The 21,835-nt window shown below is 47.2% G+C and carries 24 protein-coding genes; 23 read left to right on the forward strand and 1 reads right to left on the reverse strand.

The window, feature by feature from the left end; translation table 11 throughout:
- Window positions 1-34: 34 nt before the first annotated feature.
- The 23 genes from ACTQ4R_RS04175 to ACTQ4R_RS04285 all read left to right on the forward strand — a co-directional run bounded on the left by ACTQ4R_RS04175 (window position 35) and on the right by ACTQ4R_RS04285 (window position 21,202).
- Window positions 35-1,033, forward strand: a complete 999-nt coding sequence (locus ACTQ4R_RS04175) for a type IV secretory system conjugative DNA transfer family protein (protein WP_441626159.1) — start codon at window positions 35-37, stop codon at window positions 1,031-1,033.
- Window positions 1,034-1,053: 20 nt separating this feature from the next.
- Window positions 1,054-2,925, forward strand: coding sequence for a DUF4368 domain-containing protein (locus ACTQ4R_RS04180; protein WP_441626161.1), 1,872 nt, complete (start codon window positions 1,054-1,056; stop codon window positions 2,923-2,925).
- A gap of 2 nt (window positions 2,926-2,927) precedes the next feature.
- On the forward strand, window positions 2,928-3,275 hold the full coding sequence (locus ACTQ4R_RS04185) for a TnpV protein (protein WP_441626163.1): 348 nt from the start codon (window positions 2,928-2,930) through the stop codon (window positions 3,273-3,275).
- Window positions 3,276-3,289: 14 nt separating this feature from the next.
- Window positions 3,290-3,571 (forward strand): DUF6809 family protein, encoded by a 282-nt coding sequence (locus ACTQ4R_RS04190; protein ID WP_441626164.1) that lies wholly within the window; start codon window positions 3,290-3,292, stop codon window positions 3,569-3,571.
- A gap of 10 nt (window positions 3,572-3,581) precedes the next feature.
- Window positions 3,582-3,881: a hypothetical protein gene (locus ACTQ4R_RS04195; protein ID WP_441626166.1), complete on the forward strand. Its 300-nt coding sequence runs from the start codon at window positions 3,582-3,584 to the stop codon at window positions 3,879-3,881.
- Window positions 3,882-3,974: 93 nt separating this feature from the next.
- The gene (locus ACTQ4R_RS04200) at window positions 3,975-4,274 is read left to right on the forward strand and encodes a ferredoxin (protein ID WP_441626168.1); all 300 of its coding nucleotides are present in this window, start codon (window positions 3,975-3,977) and stop codon (window positions 4,272-4,274) included.
- Entirely contained in the window at window positions 4,252-4,548 is a 297-nt protein-coding gene (locus ACTQ4R_RS04205) for a molecular chaperone (RefSeq protein ID WP_441626170.1), read from the forward strand. Before ACTQ4R_RS04200 ends, ACTQ4R_RS04205 begins: the two co-directional genes overlap by 23 nt.
- A gap of 13 nt (window positions 4,549-4,561) precedes the next feature.
- On the forward strand, window positions 4,562-4,846 hold the full coding sequence (locus tag ACTQ4R_RS04210) for a ferredoxin (RefSeq protein WP_441626172.1): 285 nt from the start codon (window positions 4,562-4,564) through the stop codon (window positions 4,844-4,846).
- A gap of 298 nt (window positions 4,847-5,144) precedes the next feature.
- Window positions 5,145-5,351 carry a helix-turn-helix domain-containing protein gene (locus tag ACTQ4R_RS04215; RefSeq protein ID WP_227148691.1) on the forward strand — a complete coding sequence of 69 codons (207 nt, stop codon included), beginning with the start codon at window positions 5,145-5,147 and terminating at the stop codon, window positions 5,349-5,351.
- Window positions 5,352-5,367: 16 nt separating this feature from the next.
- Window positions 5,368-6,528: a hypothetical protein gene (locus ACTQ4R_RS04220; protein WP_441626174.1), complete on the forward strand. Its 1,161-nt coding sequence runs from the start codon at window positions 5,368-5,370 to the stop codon at window positions 6,526-6,528.
- A 12-nt stretch (window positions 6,529-6,540) separates the two neighbouring features.
- Entirely contained in the window at window positions 6,541-8,238 is a 1,698-nt protein-coding gene (locus ACTQ4R_RS04225) for an ATP-binding protein (protein ID WP_441626176.1), read from the forward strand.
- Window positions 8,239-8,253: 15 nt separating this feature from the next.
- Window positions 8,254-9,831, forward strand: coding sequence for an ATP-binding protein (locus ACTQ4R_RS04230; RefSeq protein WP_441626178.1), 1,578 nt, complete (start codon window positions 8,254-8,256; stop codon window positions 9,829-9,831).
- Between the two features lie 2 nt (window positions 9,832-9,833).
- The gene (locus ACTQ4R_RS04235; RefSeq protein WP_441626180.1) at window positions 9,834-11,699 is read left to right on the forward strand and encodes a hypothetical protein; all 1,866 of its coding nucleotides are present in this window, start codon (window positions 9,834-9,836) and stop codon (window positions 11,697-11,699) included.
- A gap of 84 nt (window positions 11,700-11,783) precedes the next feature.
- Window positions 11,784-12,089, forward strand: a complete 306-nt coding sequence (locus tag ACTQ4R_RS04240; protein ID WP_441626182.1) for a DUF3847 domain-containing protein — start codon at window positions 11,784-11,786, stop codon at window positions 12,087-12,089.
- 297 nt (window positions 12,090-12,386) lie between these two features.
- Window positions 12,387-13,982, forward strand: coding sequence for a MobQ family relaxase (gene mobQ, locus ACTQ4R_RS04245; RefSeq protein WP_441626183.1), 1,596 nt, complete (start codon window positions 12,387-12,389; stop codon window positions 13,980-13,982).
- Window positions 13,983-14,048: 66 nt separating this feature from the next.
- Window positions 14,049-14,666, forward strand: a complete 618-nt coding sequence (locus ACTQ4R_RS04250; protein ID WP_441626185.1) for a CHC2 zinc finger domain-containing protein — start codon at window positions 14,049-14,051, stop codon at window positions 14,664-14,666.
- A complete protein-coding gene (locus ACTQ4R_RS04255; RefSeq protein ID WP_441626187.1) occupies window positions 14,599-15,948 on the forward strand; it encodes a VapE domain-containing protein in 1,350 nt (449 codons plus the stop codon). The genes ACTQ4R_RS04250 and ACTQ4R_RS04255 overlap by 68 nt, the downstream gene beginning before the upstream one ends.
- A gap of 253 nt (window positions 15,949-16,201) precedes the next feature.
- Entirely contained in the window at window positions 16,202-16,366 is a 165-nt protein-coding gene (locus ACTQ4R_RS04260) for a transposon-encoded TnpW family protein (RefSeq protein WP_441626189.1), read from the forward strand.
- An 86-nt stretch (window positions 16,367-16,452) separates the two neighbouring features.
- The gene (locus ACTQ4R_RS04265; protein WP_441626457.1) at window positions 16,453-17,232 is read left to right on the forward strand and encodes a type IV secretory system conjugative DNA transfer family protein; all 780 of its coding nucleotides are present in this window, start codon (window positions 16,453-16,455) and stop codon (window positions 17,230-17,232) included.
- Window positions 17,229-17,573 carry a glutamyl-tRNA amidotransferase gene (locus ACTQ4R_RS04270; protein ID WP_441626191.1) on the forward strand — a complete coding sequence of 115 codons (345 nt, stop codon included), beginning with the start codon at window positions 17,229-17,231 and terminating at the stop codon, window positions 17,571-17,573. Before ACTQ4R_RS04265 ends, ACTQ4R_RS04270 begins: the two co-directional genes overlap by 4 nt.
- A 104-nt stretch (window positions 17,574-17,677) precedes the next feature.
- A complete protein-coding gene (locus tag ACTQ4R_RS04275; protein ID WP_441626193.1) occupies window positions 17,678-18,517 on the forward strand; it encodes a hypothetical protein in 840 nt (279 codons plus the stop codon).
- A 20-nt stretch (window positions 18,518-18,537) separates the two neighbouring features.
- Entirely contained in the window at window positions 18,538-18,882 is a 345-nt protein-coding gene (locus tag ACTQ4R_RS04280; RefSeq protein WP_441626195.1) for a PrgI family protein, read from the forward strand.
- Window positions 18,875-21,202 (forward strand): VirB4-like conjugal transfer ATPase, CD1110 family, encoded by a 2,328-nt coding sequence (locus ACTQ4R_RS04285; protein WP_441626197.1) that lies wholly within the window; start codon window positions 18,875-18,877, stop codon window positions 21,200-21,202. Before ACTQ4R_RS04280 ends, ACTQ4R_RS04285 begins: the two co-directional genes overlap by 8 nt.
- Here the strand turns inward: ACTQ4R_RS04285 and ACTQ4R_RS04290 are convergent.
- A complete protein-coding gene (locus ACTQ4R_RS04290) occupies window positions 21,173-21,754 on the reverse strand; it encodes a hypothetical protein (RefSeq protein WP_441626199.1) in 582 nt (193 codons plus the stop codon). The genes ACTQ4R_RS04285 and ACTQ4R_RS04290 overlap by 30 nt on opposite strands.
- Between the last annotated feature and the right edge of the window lie 81 nt (window positions 21,755-21,835).

Below are 21,835 nucleotides of genomic sequence, written 5' to 3' on the forward strand. Positions count from 1 at the left end.
ACACATTTCGACAGCTTCAATTTTTTGATAAAACATGAAAAAGAATGACAACAGTTTTCTGCCGTGGGTACTTCTGACCGTTCCTGTTCTGTGGCTGGCGGCCATTCTGGCGTATGGTTATGAGGAAGGAATGACTGTGTTTGACCTGATGGGACGCTTCACTGCTTTGGTGGAGCGTCCCTTTTCCGTCCGCTGGACGCCGTACACCCTGCGCTTCATGTTGGGGGCGCTGGTGGCCTATGCCTTTGCAATCGTGCTGTATCAGTCCTCGAAGGAGAACCGCAGGCCGGGTGAGGAACACGGCAGCGCAAAATGGGGCAGTGCCAGACAGCTCAACGCAAAGTACCGAGACAAAGACCCAATGAAAAACACAATCCTCAGTCAAAATGTCCGCATGGGACTGGACGGAAAAAAGCACCGGCGCAATCTTCTGCAAATCGTGATCGGCGGCTCCGGCGCCGGCAAGACCCGCTTCTTCGTCAAGCCCAATCTGATGCAGGCCAATAGCAGCTTTCTCGTCACCGATCCCAAAGGAGAGGTGCTGCGGGCCATCGCGCCGCTGCTCATTGAGAAAGGCTATGTCATCAAGGTATTTGACCTGATTGATCCAAGCCACTCCGACGCCTTTAATCCGTTCCCCTACATCCGGGACGATAAGGACGCAATGAAGCTGGTCAACAGCCTTATCAAAAACACCACGCCCAAAGGAGCGCAGCAGAATGACCCGTTTTGGGAGAAGTCCGAAATTGCCCTGGATACCGCCCTGATCCTGTACCTGCTCCATGAGGCCCCGCCGGAAGAACAGAATTTTGAGATGGTCATGTATATGATCGAGAACGGCGGCGCCAGAGAGGACGATGATGATTTCCAATCCCCTCTGGACCTTCTCTTTGAAGCACTGGAGGAGGAAGAACCGGAACACATCGCCGTCCGGGAATACAAGATTTTCAAGCAGGCCGCGGGTGCTGTATGCTTTAGAAGACTTCTTAATCAGTCGATTAGGAAGTCGCCTAAAACATACAACCTTACATAATCGAAGAAAGGAGAAATCGCATGGATACAAGAATGATAACTGCCCTGTACGAGCGACTAAGCCGTGATGATGACTTAGAGGGCGAATCCAACAGCATATCCAATCAAAAACGCCAGTTGGAAGACTATGCCCGTTCTCAGGGCTTCCCGAATCCAGTCCATTTTACGGACGATGGCATAAGTGGCACTTGCTTTGACCGTCCCGGATTTCTGGCAATGATGAAAGAAGTTGAAGCTGGACGAGTGGAATATCTGCTGATAAAGGACATGAGCCGCCTTGGGCGTGACTATCTGAAAGTCGGTCAGATAATGGAAATTCTCCGACAGAAAGGTGTCCGTCTCATTGCCATCAATGACGGCGTGGACAGTGCCAGAGGGGACGACGATTTTACCCCGTTCAGAAACATTATGAACGAGTATTACGCACGAGATACAAGTCGAAAAATTCGCTCCACTTTCCAGTCCAAAGGAAAATCCGGCAAGCACGTCACAGGGACAGTCATTTACGGCTATCTCTGGAATGAAACCAGAGACCAATGGCTTGTGGATGAATATTCCGCAGGGATTGTGAAGCGTATCTTCGCCATGACAATCGAGGGCATGGGTCCTTATCAGATTGCCAGCAGGCTGAAAGAAGAAAAGGTACTCATTCCCTCTGCTTATCTGGCAACGCACAATGAGGGCGTGAACAAAAACAAGACATTCAAGGATGTATATGGTTGGGGTTCTTCTACCATCGTCAACATTCTGGATAAGCGTGAATATCTCGGTCATACCGTCAATTTCAAGACCCGAAAGCACTTTAAGGACAAGAAAAGTCATTATGTGCCGGAAGATGAATGGACGATTTTTGAGGACACCCACGAAGCCATTATTGACCAGGAGACTTTTGACCTTGCACAGAAAGTCAGAAGCAAAGTCCGCAGATACCCAGACGGATGGGGCGAGGTCGCACCGCTGACGGGCTTGATGTATTGTGCGGATTGTGGTGGCAAGATGTATGTTCACCGTACCAACAATGGCAAGCGTATCTCACAGTACACCTGTTCCCAGTACACCAAAGTTCCTTGCGGGACGCTCTGCAAAACACAGCACCGCATCAATGAAAATGTGGTTCTGGAACTGATTTCAGATTTGCTGAAAGCCATTGCCGAGTATGCACAGCATGACCGAGCCGAATTTGTCCGTGTGGTGCAGGAAGCACAGGACAGTCATTTTGCATCCGATGTAAAAAAGAAGCGAAACAGGATGATCGCAGCACAGAACAGATTGAATGAACTGGAAGTCCTGCTCTGCAAAATCTATGAGGACAACATCCTGGGCAAGCTGCCGGATGCCAGATATGCCACTCTGGATGCACAGTACGGCAAGGAACAGGCTGAACTGAAATCCGAGGTGAAAGCTCTGGAAGAATTTCTGGAATACCACGAGAAAAACAAGAAGTCCGCAGAACGCTTTATTTCTCTGATTGAGAAATATGAGAACTTCGACAATCTGACTATTGCCATGCTGAACGAATTTATTGATAAAATCCTCGTCCATGAGCGTGATCGCAAGGGCAGCCGAGAGACTACGCAGGAAATCGAGATTTATTTCAACTTCGTTGGTAAGTTTGTTCCACCCCATTTCATGGAAGTGGAGCTGACCCCGGAAGAACTGGAAGAAATCCGCAAGCGTGAAGAACGCAAGGACAGACTGCATCAGAATTATTTGAAGCGAAAAGCAAGCGGGGCACAGAAACGCTATGAGGATAAAATCAAAACCAAGAAAAAGGCTGAAATGGATGCCAAGAAAGAAGCAATCCGTGCAGAGGATGTGGCAAAGGGCGTATTTGTTCCCGTCTGCAATATGCCGAAGTTAGAGCCGAAAATCGCACCGAGGAAAGGAGCATGATTATGGAACTGAATTATATTAAGTGTGGGGACTATTTCATTCCCGACATCCGACTGGAAAAACCGAATATCCGTCTGGGACACTACGGTATGCTCCGAAAGGCTTTTCTGAAAGAATACCGTCCTATCCTCTACACGGATTTGGTGCTGACAGAAAAGCTCTATGAGCATTGTGCAGAGATTGAGCAGTCCGCACGAACACGCATGGAGCTGATCGTGCCGGAACTTGCAAAAAGAGACGGTATCACGGAAAGGCTGAAAGCTGAAAACCAACTCGAATGGGTTCGCCGTATGAATGCCTGCAAAGCACAGGCAGAGGAAATCATCAAGGCAGAATTGATATACTGCTGAGAAAGGAGCGTTTTATGTTATTAGAAGCATTATTCAACGGAGATATTTATGCAAGTGAGAATGTTGTGCCGAAATCCGAGCAGTTCAAAGAGACTTCCGCACATATCTCCGAGACTATGACATACTTTGAGGGCAAGTTGTCCCCGGAGGATTATGCCATGCTTGAAAAGCTCTGCGACAGTTACGCAGACGAGGGCAACATGACAAATGAGTGTCAGTTCAAGTATGGGTTCACAATGGGCGTTTTGCTGATGTGCGAAATCTTCCACAGTCCATTCTTCCCACATACCGAGTAAGGAGAAAAACATGGCTCTGATAAAGATGTTTTTAAAGCTGCTGGTACTGCCGCTGATTGTGGCAGTCACCCTGATACAATGGGTCGGTATCTTCCTCACGCAGTTCTCGACCGTCATATTCAATCTGCTTGCAGGGCTGATGTTCCTGATAGCGGTTGCCGGATGGATGTTTGGCATCGGCACAGGAGCAGATACACTCCGAATGCTGACGGTTGCCTTTGTGGTCTTTATCATCCCTCATATTGCTGAATGGTTGATTATCAGAATAGCCGCTATCAATTACGGACTGCGTGAATTCATCAAGTCCTGACCCAACAATTTCATATCGACAACAAAGCGACAGGTATTTCCTTGTGAAGTCTCTGTCGCTTTTAATTTTTCAAAATCTTAGGAGGAAAACACAATGAAGATGAACATTTTTGAGAAGAAGGCTCTGTACTCTTTCGGATGCCCCAATCACGAAGCAACGGTTGACCGTCTCCAGATGATTGCGGCGATTGCTCCCGACTACGAGACCCAGAAATTTTTCTTGGGACTGGCAATCAAGCTGGACACGGACGATGCGAAGCGTTGGTATCAGTGCTTCTTCCGCACTCTCCGAGAGGAAATGGAGAGTTACTACGATGCCGAGCTGACCATGAAACTGGCAGAACTTAGCACCTATGACATGGAGGACGAATATGGCAAAGCTAACGAAGTATGAGAAAGAAACCATTGTCCTGTTCAATGAGGGCGAGGACACAGCAAGCATTTACACCTACAATGCCGGATTGCGAAAGCGACTGGCGAATTTCAGCAAGAAGTACCCCGACTTGTGCCGACTGGAAAAGTCCTGTGAGCAAGGCGGGGTTTCTTATGTTCTGGAAAAGTCCAGATTATCCATTCGTCTGCAACCTCCGATGAGCGAGGAACGCAGACAGAAAGCAAGTGAATACGCAAAACAGAATAGATTTAATGCAAAATCCGACAACGACTAAGGAGGACAACACAATGATGATGAGTATGAATGACAAGAAAATCCTGTTCACTTTCGGATGCCCGAACCGTGGCTTGACCGTTACAAGACTTCGCCACGCCGCAGCTCTGGCAGTTGACCCGACTGCAAAGAAAAACTTCTTCCGTCTGGCTGTTATGCTGAACGAAGAAGCAACCGATGACGGATATCGCAACTTCTTCTACAATATGAGATTGGAGGTTGAGCGAGTACCCCACCACAAGTATGTGCCGGACAGTCAGCCGGTTCCCGTGGATATGTCCATCAGAGACCTATCATAAACGAATGAAAGACCATTTGAGCGAACGCAGAGACCGTTACAGACGAATGATGAAGTAATGTATCAATAAAGGTTGATTTGCGGTCAAAATGTCAGGTCTCTACTTGATGTTTTGACCGCAATTACATAGCAAGGTATAGAGTATCAAGTAGCATAATGTTATTGAAAAGCCGCTTTAGAGGTGGAGATTTGTAAATTCTTTCGTAATTTCATAGCTCTGCTATTGCATTTCCATAGCAAACTTGCTATAATTTATAGTGAGTTATTGTATAAACACCGCATATTATAGAGGTGAGAATATGAATTTTTCAGAAGGAATTAAATACATCCGAAAGGTCGCTTATCTTAGTCAAGAATCTTTTGCAAAAGAGATAGGTGTATCGTTCTCAACAGTGAATCGTTGGGAGCGTGGGAAGTCAAAACCGAACTATGCTGCTATGAAAAAAATCAGTGCTTTTTGCAATGCTAACTCAATTAAGGTTGATTTTGACGAAGATGATACTTAATTGAGGAGGTAACACTATGGCAAAGATAATGCAGATAATAGCCAAAGAAACGAATGGCAAAAGCTATAATACAGAAAAGTATTCGTTTGATACCATAGGAATGCCATCGTTTGATTATGACGATGATGGCAGTAAAATAATGAAATGGCAAGTATCTGGCGAGACCACACGTCACAAAAAGCCAGTCCCCCTCGGAGACTATGCAAGACAGTTAGCTGGTAGTCCCCCTGTTATCAGCTATTTCTTAGACGGTTCACGCCATGCCTATAAAGTTGACGATATTTCATACAACAAGCAAGTTTATCCAGTTGTAGCTGGACAAGTTGGTGTTGGATGTTGCAGACGAGTAGATGGCGTTATGCACGCCGAGAAGTTTTACAGAAGGCTCGTATTGTCATTGCCCAATGTATGCAATGCAGATGGGTGGGGCGATGAAGAGTTCTTCGCAGCAAAAACAGTAAAGCTAAACAAGAGTGCTGAGTTGAAGCGATTAGGGATTGAGTTCTCTGCTATTCTTCCGTACACAATGCCAAAAGACAAGAGAAAAGGCAAAGTCGAGGATAGCGGCATAGCTTGCATCCAAGACTACATGATACAGTCTGAAAAGGAAATGGTTGCAGAGCTTGTGAAAGCAGGCAGAATCAATCAGAATAATTATTTGCTGAAAGATGGTTCTCTTGAATACAAACCGATGAAAACCGGCAGGGGCGATTTACGAGAACTTCAAAAGATAAAGCACAACTATCGTTGGGTTATAGGTGTTTCAAAATCCTTTAATCCCGAAAGCATCTTAGACCATACTGGTAAACCGAATGCGAACTACATCGCTGACCTTCCTCTATTTCATAGAACGCCAGTTGCGCTCTATGAAAACAAGGCTTTTTTGGGAGATGTCCAGTTTGCAGTCTGGTATATAAGAATCAGAGATAAGAAACACACCAGAACTCCTTTTGATGGTGTGATTAAGGTCGAAAAGATACTTATGGATGAGGAATATGGTATCGGCATAGACAGTGATGAAATTGATTTGTTGAGTGCTACGCTGATAAATGAGCGAACTCCAACGTGTTATGGTACGGACAAGAGATGGGCAAACCATCTTTACCCCGTTTTCTTGACAGAATCTTTTGTGAAAAGCAAATACATGAGTACAGAAATGTTTCTGCACTTATTCTAAGGAGGAAATATTGTGACAGATTCTAAGATTATAGGTCGAGTGTTGGCAACAGAAAAAGCCCCTACGACTATTGATAATTTTGCGTTTTGGACTAATCCGACGCTGATATTAAATCCGTTTGACATTGTAAAAGTCGAACACGTTAATGGCTCTTTTTCATATGGTATGATTGAGGATATATCTCATATTACCGATGCAGCGAGCTTTTTAACAAATTACATTTCAAGTGATTTCGGTGATGTGGGTGTAGAAAGTCCTACTTTGCGTGTTGGCATGAACTATGTTCAAGCTAAAGTTGTATGTAATACCAAGAACATCTACATCCCTTGTCAAAGCAATGCAAAGGTGTACCTTGCAACAGCCAACGAAATTGAATACGCATTAGGCTTAAAAGATATTCGCAATCCGTTGGTATGTGGCTATCTTGAAATGTACGAAGGAACCGCTGGCTGTGAAAAGGTAATGCTTCCTGTACGGTTGAACTCTAAATTTATTATCGGACCAGAGGGCGCACATCTGAATATCTCTGGTATTTCTGGACTTGCTGCAAAAACATCCTATGCAATGTTCTTGATGAAAGCAATCCAGGATAGATATTTGAATAGCGAGGATGAGGAAGATTCCGTTGCGTTTGTAATGTTTAATGTTAAGGGCAGAGATCTTTTAACCATTGACCAGCCAAATGATTACAGCGACGAAGATAATCCGGAACAGGCACGAAAAGAAAACCTTGCTATGTATGAGGAATTAGGCTTGTCAGCAGAGCCTTTCCAAAATGTAACATATTACTATCCTTATTCCACTGAAAAATACTGGAATACGTATTTGAAGCCGGAAGAAGTAGCTGACAATGTAAAGAAGAAAAAAGCAAAGAAATTCAAGTATATCTACAAGTATGACCGCAATAACTTGGATTTGATGTTCTCCAATATTGATGATACCACTCAGACAATGGATGCAATCATCAATTATATTATGGCTGGTCAAGGTAAATTTAGTTCTGTCAATGATTGGCAGGAGTTCCTTGAAGCCATTAAAGAAAAATGTAATGCTGGCGGAACAAGCGACAAGGAAATTCCTATTTCAAGCTGGCGAAAGTTCTACCGTATTGTAAATAAGGCGATTAACGACAAGACCGCCATTTTTGCAAGAGCTGTTGATGAAAGCAAGGCAGAAACAAGACTTGGTGATTCGTTGAAGTACATCCAAAAGAACGAAGTCCATGTCATTGACATCGCAAAACTTTCTGAAGATAAGCAAGCGTATGTATTTGGTGATGCAGTTAGGACACTGTATAACTTGCAGCTTGGTGAATACAACGGAGATGAGGGCGTAGCACCTCCGTCCAGAATTGTTATTTTTATCGACGAGCTGAACAAGTATGCCTCTAAAGATGCACCTCGTCACTCTCCGATTCTTCAGCAGATCCTCGATGTTGCTGAAAGAGGTCGTTCGTTAGGTGTGGTTCTGTTTGCTGCAGAACAGTTCAGAAGTGCAATCCATGATAGAGTAACGGGTAACTGTTCTACTCATGCATACGGAAGAACAAACTCTATCGAGGTTACAAAGAGTGATTACAAGAGTGTTCCGGCTGTATATAAGACAATGATGACAAGATTAAAGCAAGGCGAATACATTGTGCAAAATCCTATCTTTAGGTCTATGCTGCACATCAAATTCCCGAAGCCAATTTATAAACAGATAAAATGATGGAAGTGAAATGACATGGCTAAGATAGGAAAGAATATTCTTGAAAATCTGACAACGGGTATGTATTTAGACTCAAAGGTAGCCTACAGAGAATATGTGCAGAATGCCTGTGACCAGATTGACAAGGCAATAGATAGCGGAATTGTAACTCCCGAATTAGCAGAAGTTGCAATCTTCATCGACCAAAAGAAACGATATGTTTCGATTGAAGATAATGCTACGGGTGTACGAGAAAAAGATTTCGTTGCACAGTTGGGTGACATTGCAAACTCCGACAAAAAGATTGGTGTAGACAAGGGTTTCCGTGGTATTGGACGACTTTGCGGTTTGGCATATTGCCGGACTTTAGTATTTACAACATCATACGCAGGAGAAACGGTAGCTTCTCGAATGAGCTTTGATGCGAAGCTGATGCGTGAGATGTTGATTTCGGACAAGAAGTATACCGTTGATGAAATTCTTGATGCAATCGTAACAACTGAAACTGACACGGAAGAAAAGGACAAACATTACTTCAAGGTCGAGCTGATTGATATTAACCACGAAAATACTGATTTGCTTGACACCGCTGGAGTGCGTGATTATTTGAGTTTTGTTGCCCCTGTTCCGTATACAAACAAGTTCCATTATAGGCATGATATTTATGGTCATGCTAAAAAACTCGGCTTTACCATTGACGAATACAAGGTTACCGTTAATGGAGCGCAGCTATTTAAGGAATATAAAACTCGTTTATATGAAGGTGCAGAAAATGCACGAAAAATCTATGACGATGTTTTTGGCGTAGAGTTTAAGGATTTTTACGATGGAAAAACATTGATAGCGTGGGCATGGTATGGTTTGTGCCGATTTGAAAAGGCTATTCCCAAGGCATTAAATCCTATGTATGGATTTAGATTGAGACAAGGAAATATCCAAATCGGAGATAATACGGCTGTTGCGTCCTTATTCAAGGAGGACCGAGGAAACAGCTATTTTATAGGAGAGATTTTTACTGTTGATAAGAATCTTATTCCTAACTCTCAGAGAAACTACTTTAACGAAACTCCGGCAAGAATAAATCTGGAAGAACAGCTTAGAGTATTTTTCTATGATGAGCTTCATCGTTTGTATCATGTGGCTAACGAGACCAAAAACCATTATAGGAAGTTGGAAGCCTATAATGATGCTGTTGCAAAACTTCAAGAGAAACACGCAAAAGGTTTTGTTGACAAAAAAGAGCAGAGCCGCATGGAAGCTACGGTTGAAGATGCAAGAAAGAAAAAAGATGCTGCCAAAAAGAAGCTCGAAAAGACTGTTGAAACTCTGACGACAAGTAGCACGTTGACCCCAGAACAGCGTGTTCAAAAAGAGATTCAGTATAAATTTGAGAAAAAGAATGTTTCTTCTGCTACACAGAAAGCAGAAAAGAAAGAAACGGAGATTGTTGAGCAGAAGGAAGAAAAGAAATCCAAATATTTCACAGACAACCTTTCAAAGCTCGACAAGAGTAAGCGTAAACTCGTAGGACAAATAATGGGGATTGTTAGCCAAATAGCTCCTGAGAATATCGCTGAGGAAATTCAAGCAGCAATAGAAAAGGAGTTTAGATAATCATGAACAGAAAAGTTCTTTTGGTTGAACCCAATTACAAGAACAAGTATCCGCCAATGGGACTTATGAAGTTGGCGACTTATTACCGTCAATCTGGCGATGATGTTCGCTTTTTCAAAGGAGACTTGAGAGACCTTGCCGCTGATTTGGTTATTGAAGATTTGCTTGAGCAGCTTTCTTCTATCGACCCAGATACAAAGTGGAAGAAATACAAATTGGTTCTCATTGATTATATCCGCAAGGCTAATACATCTGCATTAGATGAATGCGAAGCGTTTGCTTCAAATGCAATGGCGTATCAGCTTGCAAAAGATGCTCGCTTATCATACAAGAGAAAAGATTATTTCAAGAATCCTCCCTTTGATAAGGTTGGCATCACGACATTGTTTACTTTCTATTGGGACATAACAATAGACACCATCAACTTCGTCAAGCAATTATGCAAGGACGAAAAAGATGTTATGGTTGGCGGTATCATGTCTACATTGTTGCCGGAAGAAGTTTACCAAGCAACGGGCATCCACCCTTTTATTGGATTACTTAATCATCCCGGAGACATTGATGAAGGTGATACAACAATTATTGATGCATTACCGCTGGATTACTCGATTTTGGACGAGATTGAATATAAATATCCTGCGAACAATGCTTATTTCGCATATATGACCAGAGGTTGCATCAATCACTGTGCTTTTTGTGCAGTACCTACACTCGAGCCGACCTACTGTGATTATATCGGTCTAAAAGAACAGATAAATATAGCAAGGGAACGCTTTGGAGAGCAAAGAGATTTGCTTCTTCTCGATAATAATGTTCTTGCGTCAAAGTGCTATGACAAAATCATTGATGAGATTAAGGAGTGTGGATTTGGGAAAGGTGCAACCTACATTCCACCAAACCAATATGAGATTGCAATTCGTAATCTGAGAGACGGATTTAATGACAGAGCATACATTCGGAAATGTGTGGTACTGTACAAGGCTTTGATGGAAAAATTACCGTCTGAAGAAAAAACAGAGTTTTATCTCAAACTTGAAGAAGTGGACTGCTTGCATCATGAGACTGCAACGAAAGAAGATATATTGTCATTGGACGAATATGTTGCGCCGTTGTATGAGAAGCACTTCAAGCACAAAAAAGGGTTAAAACGCATCGTCGATTTTAATCAAGGCATTGATGCACGTCTTATCACAGATGCTAACATGAAAAAATTATCCGAAGTAAATATCTATCCGTTGCGTGTCGCTTTTGACCATTGGGAACAGAAGGATATTTATGAAAGAGCAATCAAAACGGCAGTATCAAATGGAATTACGAACCTTTCCAACTATATGCTTTATAATTTCCACGATAAGCCGGAACATCTTTACTACAGAATGAAGATGAATGTTGATATGTGTGATGAACTTGCCGCCAACATTTATTCGTTCCCGATGAAATACCACCCAATCAACGACCCAGAGTTTTTCATGAATCGAGATTTCATCGGAAAGCATTGGAATAGAAAATTCATTAGAGCAATTCAAGCTGTGCTTAATTCGACAAAGGGCAAGGTTGGCAAAGGAAAAACATTCTTTGAAGAAGCGTTTGGAGCAGACGAGCATCGCTTCTGGACGATCCTCTGGATGCCGGAAACATTTATCATTTACAGATTTATGTTTAAGGACAATCTTGCAAAAGAATGGGAAGAAAAATTCTGGAGCTTACCTGCCGACAAGTTAAAAACTGTGCAGGAAATTGTAGCACTAAACCAATTCAAAGAGTTGGATATGAGCCAGTACGATGAGCAAGTGCGAGATGTGTTGACTTACTATCAGTTTACAAGAGACGAAGCCGAGGAACTCATCAAGCAAAACAAAACAGAATAATGACCAAGCCAAAAGGCACTAACCGTAAAAAAGTTAGTGTCTTTTGTTTTGTCCATTATCAAAAATCTGAAAGGAGTTGACCCGATGCCCAATGAAAAACTGGAAAAGCTGAAACGAGAACAGTATGTTGCGGAGAAAAAGCTGACCGCAGCCAAGCACAAGGAAAAGCGACTGGAAAACGAAATCAAGCGCCTGACCCGTAGCGAGAGAACCCACCGCCTTTGTACCCGTGCCGGGATGTTGGAAACTTTTTTGAGAGAACCGACCATCCTGACGGACGATGATGTGATGGAGCTTTTGACTTTCATCTTCCACAGCGAAGCGGTTCAAAAGAAGCTGGAGTTGCTGATTGAGAACCGAAAGAACGTAGAGCAACCGAACAGGAGCTGAAAACCCTGTTGTAAAACAGGGCGCAATTATACACCACCTAAAGATGGTGATTGCGTTCTGCCGAAAGCCCCTTGCAGGGAGCTTGATGAGTTCCGCAAAAGTCCTTTGCTCCAATCATCCAGAGGAAGCTACACTTCCCCTGCGCTGGCTTTGTCAGCTACCCTTTTGTGGACTTGCCACCGATGAACGATTGCAAGCAATCATTCACCGTCAGCAAGTTTTATACTTTCCCCATCTGACCGCTGCTGAAAAGTATCGGTCATTTTTTATTGCACCGAGAAAGGAGGTTCAAACAAAATGCCTGTACCCCATCTGGAAATACGAATTGTTCAGCGAAGCAAAGGCAGCTCTGCTGTTGCCGGAGCCGCCTACCAAGCCGGAGAAAAATTGTTTTCCGAGTATGACCAGAAATCGAAAGACCACCGAAGGAAACAGCATGAGGTTGTTTACACTGAAATCATGCTCCCGTCCCATGCACCGCCGGAATATGCAGACCGGGCAATGCTCTGGAACTCTGCCGAGGAAGTAGAGAAGCAATGGAACTCACAGCTTGCAAGGCGATTTGTTGTTGCCCTGCCCAGAGAAGTGCCTCTTGAAATGTGTCCGCAGATGTTGCAGGAATACTGCCGAGAATATTTTGTGTCCAAGGGAATGTGTTGTGATTTTGCAATCCATGACCCCGATCCACCGGGACACAATCCCCATTGCCACATCATGCTGACGATGCGAGCCATTGATGAAAATGGGAAGTGGCTTCCCAAGAGCCGCAAGGTTTATGACCTTGACGAGAACGGCGAACGCATCAAGCTCCCCTCCGGCAGATGGAAAAGCCATAAGGAAGATACCGTTGACTGGAACGAGCAGTACCACGCCGAGGAATGGAGACACGGATGGGAAGTTATCCAGAATAAATATCTGGAACTTGCCGGAAGTGCGGAGCGTGTGGATATGCGTTCCTATGAAAGACAGGGACTTGATATTATCCCGACCGTTCACATGGGAGCTGCTGTCTGTGCGCTGGAACGCAAAGGCATTGAAACCAACATCGGCAATCTCAACCGAGACATTAAAGCCGCTAACCGCATGATGAACGCTATCCGCAGTACCATCAAAAGTCTGCGAGACTGGATTGCTGATATTGTGTCTGCCACCAAAGAAGCGTTTGCGGAAATGGAAGCCGAAAAGAAAAACGCTTCGCCCGACCTCTCCACTCTGCTCCGTGATTATATGAATTTGCGAAAGGCTGAGCGCAGCGACTGGTCGAGGTATGGACAGCAGAAAGGCACAGCCGATGATTTGAAAGCAGTCTCCAAAGCTCTGATCTATTTGAAAGAACATGAGCTTTTCACTCTGGAAGATTTGGACACAACCCTGCAAGGTATGAATGAAAAAGCCGGAGCCATCAACGCCGATATGAAGAAAGCATCTGCCCGAATGAAAGTCATTACCGGCATACAAAATGCCGTGGCAGATTGCCGGACCCACAAGGCTGTCCATGACAAGTATCTGAAAATCGGTTGGAAATCCCGGCAGGCTGCTTTCGCTGAGAGCCACAAGGACGAACTGGACAGCTTTAATAGAGCATACCGTTATCTCAAAAAACAGGGTGTGGATTTGAATGTCGATCTGGAAGCCCTGCAAGCAGAATATGACACGCTCCAGGCAGCTCACGCCGAGCTTGCCGGACAGCTTGCTACCGTCAAAGAGGAATTACAGCCGATGAAAGATATTCGATACTGGGTCGGCAAAGTCCTCACGCCGGAACAGGCAGTTGAGAAAAAGCCCGAACCGAAGCACTCCTTAACCGAGCGATTGAAGTTTGAGCAGGAACAGAAGAAACAACAGCCGGAGCAGAAATCTCCGCAGCACAAAAAACAGAATATGGAACTCTAACAGGCACTTGCCGTTTTCTCTTTGAAAATGTCGAGTGCCTTTTTTGTTTCCTGAAAGGATGATGCAATGAATGTATTTGAAGCAGTTAAGCAGACCGTTACTACCCGACAGGCGGCAGAGATGTACGGCATCCGTGTCAACCGTCACGGCATGGCAGTCTGCCCATTCCACAATGACAGAAATCCGAGTATGAAAGTGGATATGCGTTTCCATTGCTTCGCTTGCCAGGCGGACGGCGATGCAGTTGATTTTGTTTCCCGACTGTTCGGATTGCCGAGCAAAGAAGCCGCTATGAAACTGGCAGATGATTTTGGTATCTGCTATGACAGCAGACAGAAGCCATCTGTCAGACCGAAGATCAGAGAACCCACCCCGGAGCAGAAGTATCAGCAGGAAGAAAACCATTGCTACAAGGTGCTGACCGATTACTTCCATCTTCTCCGAGAATGGAAACAGCAGTACGCACCGAAACAGCCGGAGGATGAATGGCATCCTCTGTTCGTGGAAGCCCTGCAAAGAGAAAGCTATATCGAATATCTGCTTGATATTCTCCTATATGGCACTCCCGAAGAAAAGAAAGCTCTGGTTGCTGAGCAAAGAAAAGAGGTGATGAAACTTGAACAGCGATTTGCAGAACACCGTGGAGGAAGTCCGAAACAGTTTGGAGCAGAGCCAGAAAGGTAAGGTCTACAACACAGCAGCCAATTATAAAAAGGTTCTGCAATACGACCCGCTGCTGAAAGGAGCAATCCGAAAGAATATGCTGACAGAACGCATTGATATTGTGAAGCCCCTCGGCTGGCAGCGTGACAGTACCACGCTGACCGATATGGATGTAAAATATCTGCTCCTGTATTTTGAAGAAAATTACGGACTGACCGTAGAAAAGAAAATCGTGGATGCAATAACGGTGATCGCCAATGAAAACCGCTATCATCCAGTATGTGATTTCCTTAATTCCCTGCAATGGGACGGGCAGGTACGCATCCGTCATTGTCTGCATCATTTCCTTGGTTCAGAGGAAAACGAGTACACTTATGAAGCCCTGAAGCTCTTTATGTTGGGAGCTGTCAGCAGAGTATTCAAGCCCGGATGCAAATTTGAAGTCATGCTTTGCCTTGTCGGTGGACAGGGTGCAGGAAAGTCCACGTTCTTCCGTCTGCTTGCCGTCAATGATGACTGGTTCTCTGACGATTTGAAGAAACTGGACGATGACAATGTGTACCGCAAGATGCAGGGGCATTGGATAATCGAAATGTCAGAAATGATTGCCACAGCCAACGCCAAGAGCATTGAAGAAATCAAGTCCTTTCTGAGCCGACAAAAGGAAACCTACAAGATACCGTATGAGACCCATCCGGCAGACAGACTGCGACAATGTGTGTTTGGCGGTTCTTCCAACACGCTTGATTTTCTTCCCCTTGACCGAACAGGCAACCGCCGTTTTCTTCCAGTCATGGTATGCCCGGAACAGTCCGAGGTTCACATACTGGAAGATGAAGCTGCATCCAGAGCTTATATCATTCAGATGTGGGCAGAGGTCATGGAGATTTACCGAAGCGGCAATTTCAAGCTGAAACTCAGCCGAGAGACAGACACATTTCTGAAAGCCCATCAAAGAGAGTTCATGCCAGAGGACACCAAAGCAGGACAGATTATTGATTATCTGGAGCACTATTCCGGCAACATGGTCTGCTCCAAGCAACTTTACCGTGAAGCATTAGGGCATGACTATGACGAGCCGAAGCAATGGGAGCTTCGAGAAATCAATGACATTATGAATAATGCTGTCACAGGTTGGAGGGCATTTGCAAATCCGAGATACTTCCCGGAGCCTTACCGCAGACAGCGAGGTTGGGAACGCATCCCCACCGACAACGAGCCTGACAACAACACAGGAGAATTTCACGAACTGACGGAAGCAGAAATGCAACAGCTTGAACTTCCAGAAGAATGGTTACGATGAAAAATCCCTTTTCGTTGTCGGGTAGATTGTCGAGCTGGTTGTCGGTCTGTTGTCGGGCAGAAATCGAAAATCCATTGATATTACTGGACTTTTCTTTCTCTGACAACAATGGCAACAGAAATATAAAAGAAAAAGTAAATTATAAAAAAGTAGATAAGCCCGATTAAGAAAAAGAGTTTTTCGAAGCCCGTTGTCGGTACTTCGTTGTCAGACCTTTCCTTGTCGGGCTTTTTTCATTTCAAGGAGGTATTCAATGAACGCAACAGCAATTCAGACCGCAAACAACACACAGCCCTGTTTCCGCAAGACCATCGACAAGACCACCTATGTTGTACGTGTCCATTTCAGCGAAACAGCGAAAGAGACCATGCAGGACAAAATCAAGCGACTGCTCCGTGAGGAGGTGGCGAAGATGTGACTTTTTTGTGAATTTGATTAAAAAGTCCTTGACAATTTGCATCAGGGAAAACTGCCAAGTCCATCCTGATTACCGCCGCTGTCCGCCTGTCTGCGTTCATCCTGCCGGAGATCACCGGCATCACATCACGGGACGATATGGAACTGGGCATGATGGGCGAGCGCAAGCAGGCTGTATTCGCGGTCATCCCTGACAACGACGGCACCTTCAACTACATCGTGGGTATGCTCTATACCTGCGCTTTTCAGGCCCTTTACTATCAGGCCGACAAGGTGCACCAGGGGGCGCTGCCTGTCCCCGTGCGTCTGATGATGGATGAGTTTTGCAATGTCTCCCTGCCGGATGACTTTGGCAAGCTCCAAGCTACCATGCGAAGCAGAAATATCATGTCCACCATCGTCCTGCAAAACATCTCCGCACTGAAGGCACTGTTTAAGGACGATTGGGAGGGCCTGATGGGAAATGCGGACACGCTGGTATATTTGGGTGGAAATGAGCAAAGCACCCATAAATATATCTCTGAAATGCTGGGCAAGGAGACACTGGACACGCGCAACCGCAGCACTACCCGCGGCTCCCATGGCTCCAGCTCCGTCAGCCACCAGCAGACGGGCCGGGAGTTAATGACCCCGGACGAGGTGCGGGCCATGGATAACGACTATGAGATTCTTTTTATCCGGGGTGAGCTGCCTGTCATGGACCGCAAGTACGATATTCTCAAGCATCCCAATATCAAACTGACCGAGGATGGCGGGGCACAGCCCTATATCCACCACCCCGGATTGTCCTATGTGCTGCCCGACTTGAGCATACCCGTGGATGATCTGGATGACATTGAAATCATTGAGGAGGTTCCAACAACATGAAAAAGACCGAACAGCGGAATACCCACATCGACCAGCAGGCCAGACGCGCCCGCCGCCTCTATGCGTCCGGCGTTCTGGTGCTTGTGCTCTGTGGCGCTCTGACCTGCCCGGCGCTGGCCGCTGGGAGCGACCCGCTGACCATCGTAAACAATATGAGCGACTTCATCTTTTCCATCATCAAGGCCCTGGGCGTCATTATCCTGGGCTGGGGCATCGTGCAGGTGGGTATGTCCATCCAGTCCCATGATGCCAGCCAGCGCACGCAGGGCTTCCTCTGTCTGTTCGGTGGTCTGATGATCGCCTTTGCCAAGGAGATTTTGACCGCCATCGGTGCAGTGTAATACAGAGGGGCGGGCCGCATGGCCCGCCCTTCTCTCTTTTGCGGCAACATTGGATTTTGTCGAAATGTGTCTCCATTTGAGACGCATTTCAGGAGGTGACTTTATTGAGTGACAACTGGATCGTAGGCAATCTGCAATCCGCTTTTCATACCTGGAACGATAAATTGGCGGAGATATGGGCCTTGATTACCACAACGCCCCAGGAGTTCCGGGGCGGAGGTATCTGGACGGCCATCGTCAATATCAATGACGGACTGCAGGCTGTGGGTTACGGCCTGCTGGTGCTGTTTTTTGCCATGGGCATCTTCCAGAGTGCGGCCAGCTTCCGGGACTTTCAGCGGCCGGAATTTGCCCTGCGCCACTTCATCCGTTTTATCCTGGCAAAGACCGCCATCGGATACGGCATGGAACTGATGCTTGCCATTTTCAATATCTGCGGCGGTATCGTTCAAAGCATTATGGGCGGTGTGGGCGGTATGGCCTCTGCTGCCGTTTCTGTCCCGCAGGAAATGGTAGACACCATAGAGAGCATCGGCTTTTTGGAGAGTATTCCCCTCTGGCTGGTAACGGTACTGGGCAGCCTGTTCATCACCATTCTGTCTTTCATTCTGATTATGACCGTCTATGGCCGCTTTTTCCGCCTGTATATGTTTACAGCCCTGGCGCCGCTGCCGCTGTCCTCCTTTGCCGGTGAGGGAACCAGCTTTATCGGAAAGACGTTTATCAAGTCCTACACCGGCGTTTGTCTGGAGGGAGCGGTTATCGTCCTGGCCTGTCTGATCTATACCGCCTTTATCTCCGGGAGTGCGCCGGTGCTGGATACATCGTTGTCCGCTGTCACGATGAGCTGGCAGTATGTGGGCGAGACAATTTTTAACATGATCGTTCTGGTGGGGCTGGTCAAAGGGGCGGAACGAATTGTCAAAGAGATGTTTGGCCTGTAATTTTTGAAAAGGAGATCATCATGGAAATCAAAATCCCGAAAGAAGTGCGGCAGCACTCGGAAAGTATTTTCTTCGGCCTGTCCGTCCGGCAGTTGATTTGTTCGGCTCTGGCCGTTGCAGTCGCTGTCAGCATTTATTTTGCCCTGCGGAATGTGCTGGGCCGTGAAACGGCAAGCTGGGCCTGCATCGTGGCGGCGGCGCCCGTGGCCGTCGCGGGCTTCTTCCATTACAACAGCCTGACCTTTGAACAGTTCGTATGGGCCTTTATCAAATCTCAGTTCCTGTGCGCTGCGCCCAGGGTGTTCCGTGCGGAAAATATCTACTGTATGGCTCTGTCTGGAAAGGGGGCGCGATACGATGATTAAGACCTTGGCTGCCGCAAACAGAAGTGAGAAAGAACGCTTTAAGATACCCCGCAGCGTCCAGCAGTCCATCCCCATCCGCTGTATCTTCCGGGACGGTATCTGGCAGGTGGGGAATAAGTACAGCCGCACCTGGCGCTTTGCGGATATTAACTACGCCCTGGCGTCCTATGAGGACCAGCGAGATATGTTTACCGCCTATTGCGGCGTTCTGAACAGCCTGCCTACCGACGCCACCACCAAAATCACCATCAACAACCGGCGTTTGAATGGCGTGGACTTCCAGCGCAGTGTCCTGATGAAAAGCAGGGGCGACGGGTTGGATAGATACCGCGAGGAATACAATGCCGTTCTCACGGAAAAGACCGCCGACAGCAACGGCTTGATCCAGGATAAGTATATCACCGTCTCCGTGGCGCGAAAAAACATTGAGGAAGCCCGTGCCTTTTTCAGCCGGGTGGATGCAGACCTTGGTAAGAGCTTCGGACGGCTGGACAGTGGGGCACGGCCCCTGGATAACCATGAGCGGCTGCGGCTGTTTCATGACTTTTTCCGGCCCGGAGAGGAGCCGTACTTCCAATTCGACCTCTCTGAAGCGATGAAAAAGGGCCATGATTTTCGGGACTACATCGCCCCGGACGGGATGCAGTTCAAGGCCGACCACTTCCAAATGGGCAGCAAGGTGGGCCGTGTTCTGTTCCTTCGGGAGTATGCCAGCTATATCAAGGACAGCATGATCGCGGAGCTGTCCGACTTCTCCCGGAACCTCATGCTTTCCATTGACATTCTGCCAATCCCCACCGACGAGGCGGTAAAGGAAGTCCAGTCCCGGATACTGGGCATTGAGAGCGACATTACCCGTTGGCAGCAGCGCCAGAATGATAAGAACAACTTTACGGCCACCGTTCCCTATGAGCTGGAGCAGCTGAGGGGCGAGACAAAGGAGTTCCTGGACGATCTGAGCACCCGCGACCAGCGCATGATCTTTGCCAATGTCACGCTGGTCCATCTGGCCGACGACTTGGAGCAGTTGGGCGCCGATACCGAGACGCTGCAATCCATAGGGCGCAAGCACCTCTGCCAGTTCGCGGTGCTCCGCTATCAGCAGGAGGACGGACTCAATACAGCTCTGCCCTATGGCCTGCGGCGGATCAAGACCACCCGCACCCTTACCACGGAAAGCGCCGCCGTTTTGACGCCCTTCCGTGTTCAGGAGATCCAGGATGCCGGGGGCATCTACTATGGCGTCAACGCTGTCTCCAAAAACCTGCTGATCTGCAACCGAAAGAAGCTGCTGAACCCTCACGGCTTTATCCTGGGCGTGTCCGGCTCCGGCAAATCCTTTTCCATGAAGGAGGCCATTACCTTTATCGCCCTGTCCACCGACGATGATATTATCATCATCGACCCGGAACGGGAGTATGGGGAACTGACCCGTGCCCTCCATGGGACTGTGCTGGAGGTTTCGCCCAACAGTCCAAACCATTTCAACCCTCTGGCCATCGACAAGGGCTACGGCGCCGGTGAAAACCCAATCGCTATGAAATCCGAGCTAATGATGAGCATTTGCGAGCAGCAGATGGGCGCGGGCCAGTTGGGGGCCTTCCATAAATCCATCATTGACCGCTGCACCGCCAACATCTACCGTGACCTTATCAAGAGCGGCGGCAAGGCCCGGCAGCCCACCCTGCCCGATTGGCGCAACGATGTCAAGCGGCAGCCGGAACGAGAGGCCCAGGAGCTGGCCCTTGCGTCGGAGCTGTTCGTGGAGGGCAGCTTGAATATGTTTGCCCATGAGACAAACATTGATATTACCAACCGCATGATCTGCTTTGACCTCTATGAGATGGGTGAGCAGCTCAAGCCCACCGCTATGAACGTGGTGCTGGAGTCCATTCAAAACCGGGTGGCCGCAAACCGACTTGCCGGAAAATACACATGGGTCTTTATTGACGAAATCTACTTGTTTTTCAAGTATTTCTACTCCGCTCAGTTCCTCTACAAGTGCTGGAAGCGGTTTCGGAAATATTCCGCGGCAATGACCGGGGCAACGCAGAACGTGGAGGAATGTCTGCGGTCCGATACGGCCCGGCTCATGTTCGCCAACAGCGAGTTTTTGATCCTGCTGAACCAGGCGGCCACCGACCGGGCGGAGCTTGCCAAGCTGCTGAACATCTCTGAAACACAGATGGGGCACGTTACCAATGCAGAAGCAGGTCACGGCCTGCTGAAAATCGGCGGCTCCATCGTCCCCTTTGCCAACGAGTTCCCACGGGGCGGAGATCTGTACCGACTATGGAGTACCAATCCCAACGACAGGTAAAAAAATGTCGAAATGCGTCTCAATCTGAGACGCATTTCTTTTTTTGAGGTGACTGCTTTGCCAGAGTTCAAGGAAAAGCCCAAAATGGGCGAACCCAAGGTCAAACGCCGGGATATGCTGCTTCCCAAGCAAGCGGCCCGGATCATGAAAGAGAAATACCTTCAGGAGCTGGACCAGCGCCCGGAGGGGACGGAGAATACAGAAACGCAGGCCGTCGGTCAGATAGAGGAAGCAGGAAGATGGGCCATGGATGAATTGACCGCCCACACACCGCACCCGCACCGCCAGGAGAAAAGAGCCATCAAAGAAAAACCGTCCGCTTCCGGGGAAAGGCGAGAAAAAACCGTCCCAAAGCAGGAGGGGCAAAAGAAGCGGGGTGCCGACACGCTGAAAAGCCGCAGAGCGTCGGCTGCCAGCGAAACGGTTGTGGAGAACGCCGCACCGACTGCTCCCGAGCACTCTCAGGAATGGCGGCGCACAGAACTGGCCCGCAGACGATTCATCCAGGAAAGGCAAGTGCGGTGCCAATCTGCTTTGAACGATCAGCGGCACGGCGCATCCGCATTTTACCAGTCCACGGAGGTCGGGGCTCCACGGTCCGCGGGTGCCCCTGCGTCCAGCGCAGGCCAAAAG

Source organism: Dysosmobacter sp. Sow4_B12, from assembly GCF_052116665.1.
Lineage (GTDB): Bacteria > Bacillota > Clostridia > Oscillospirales > Oscillospiraceae > Oscillibacter.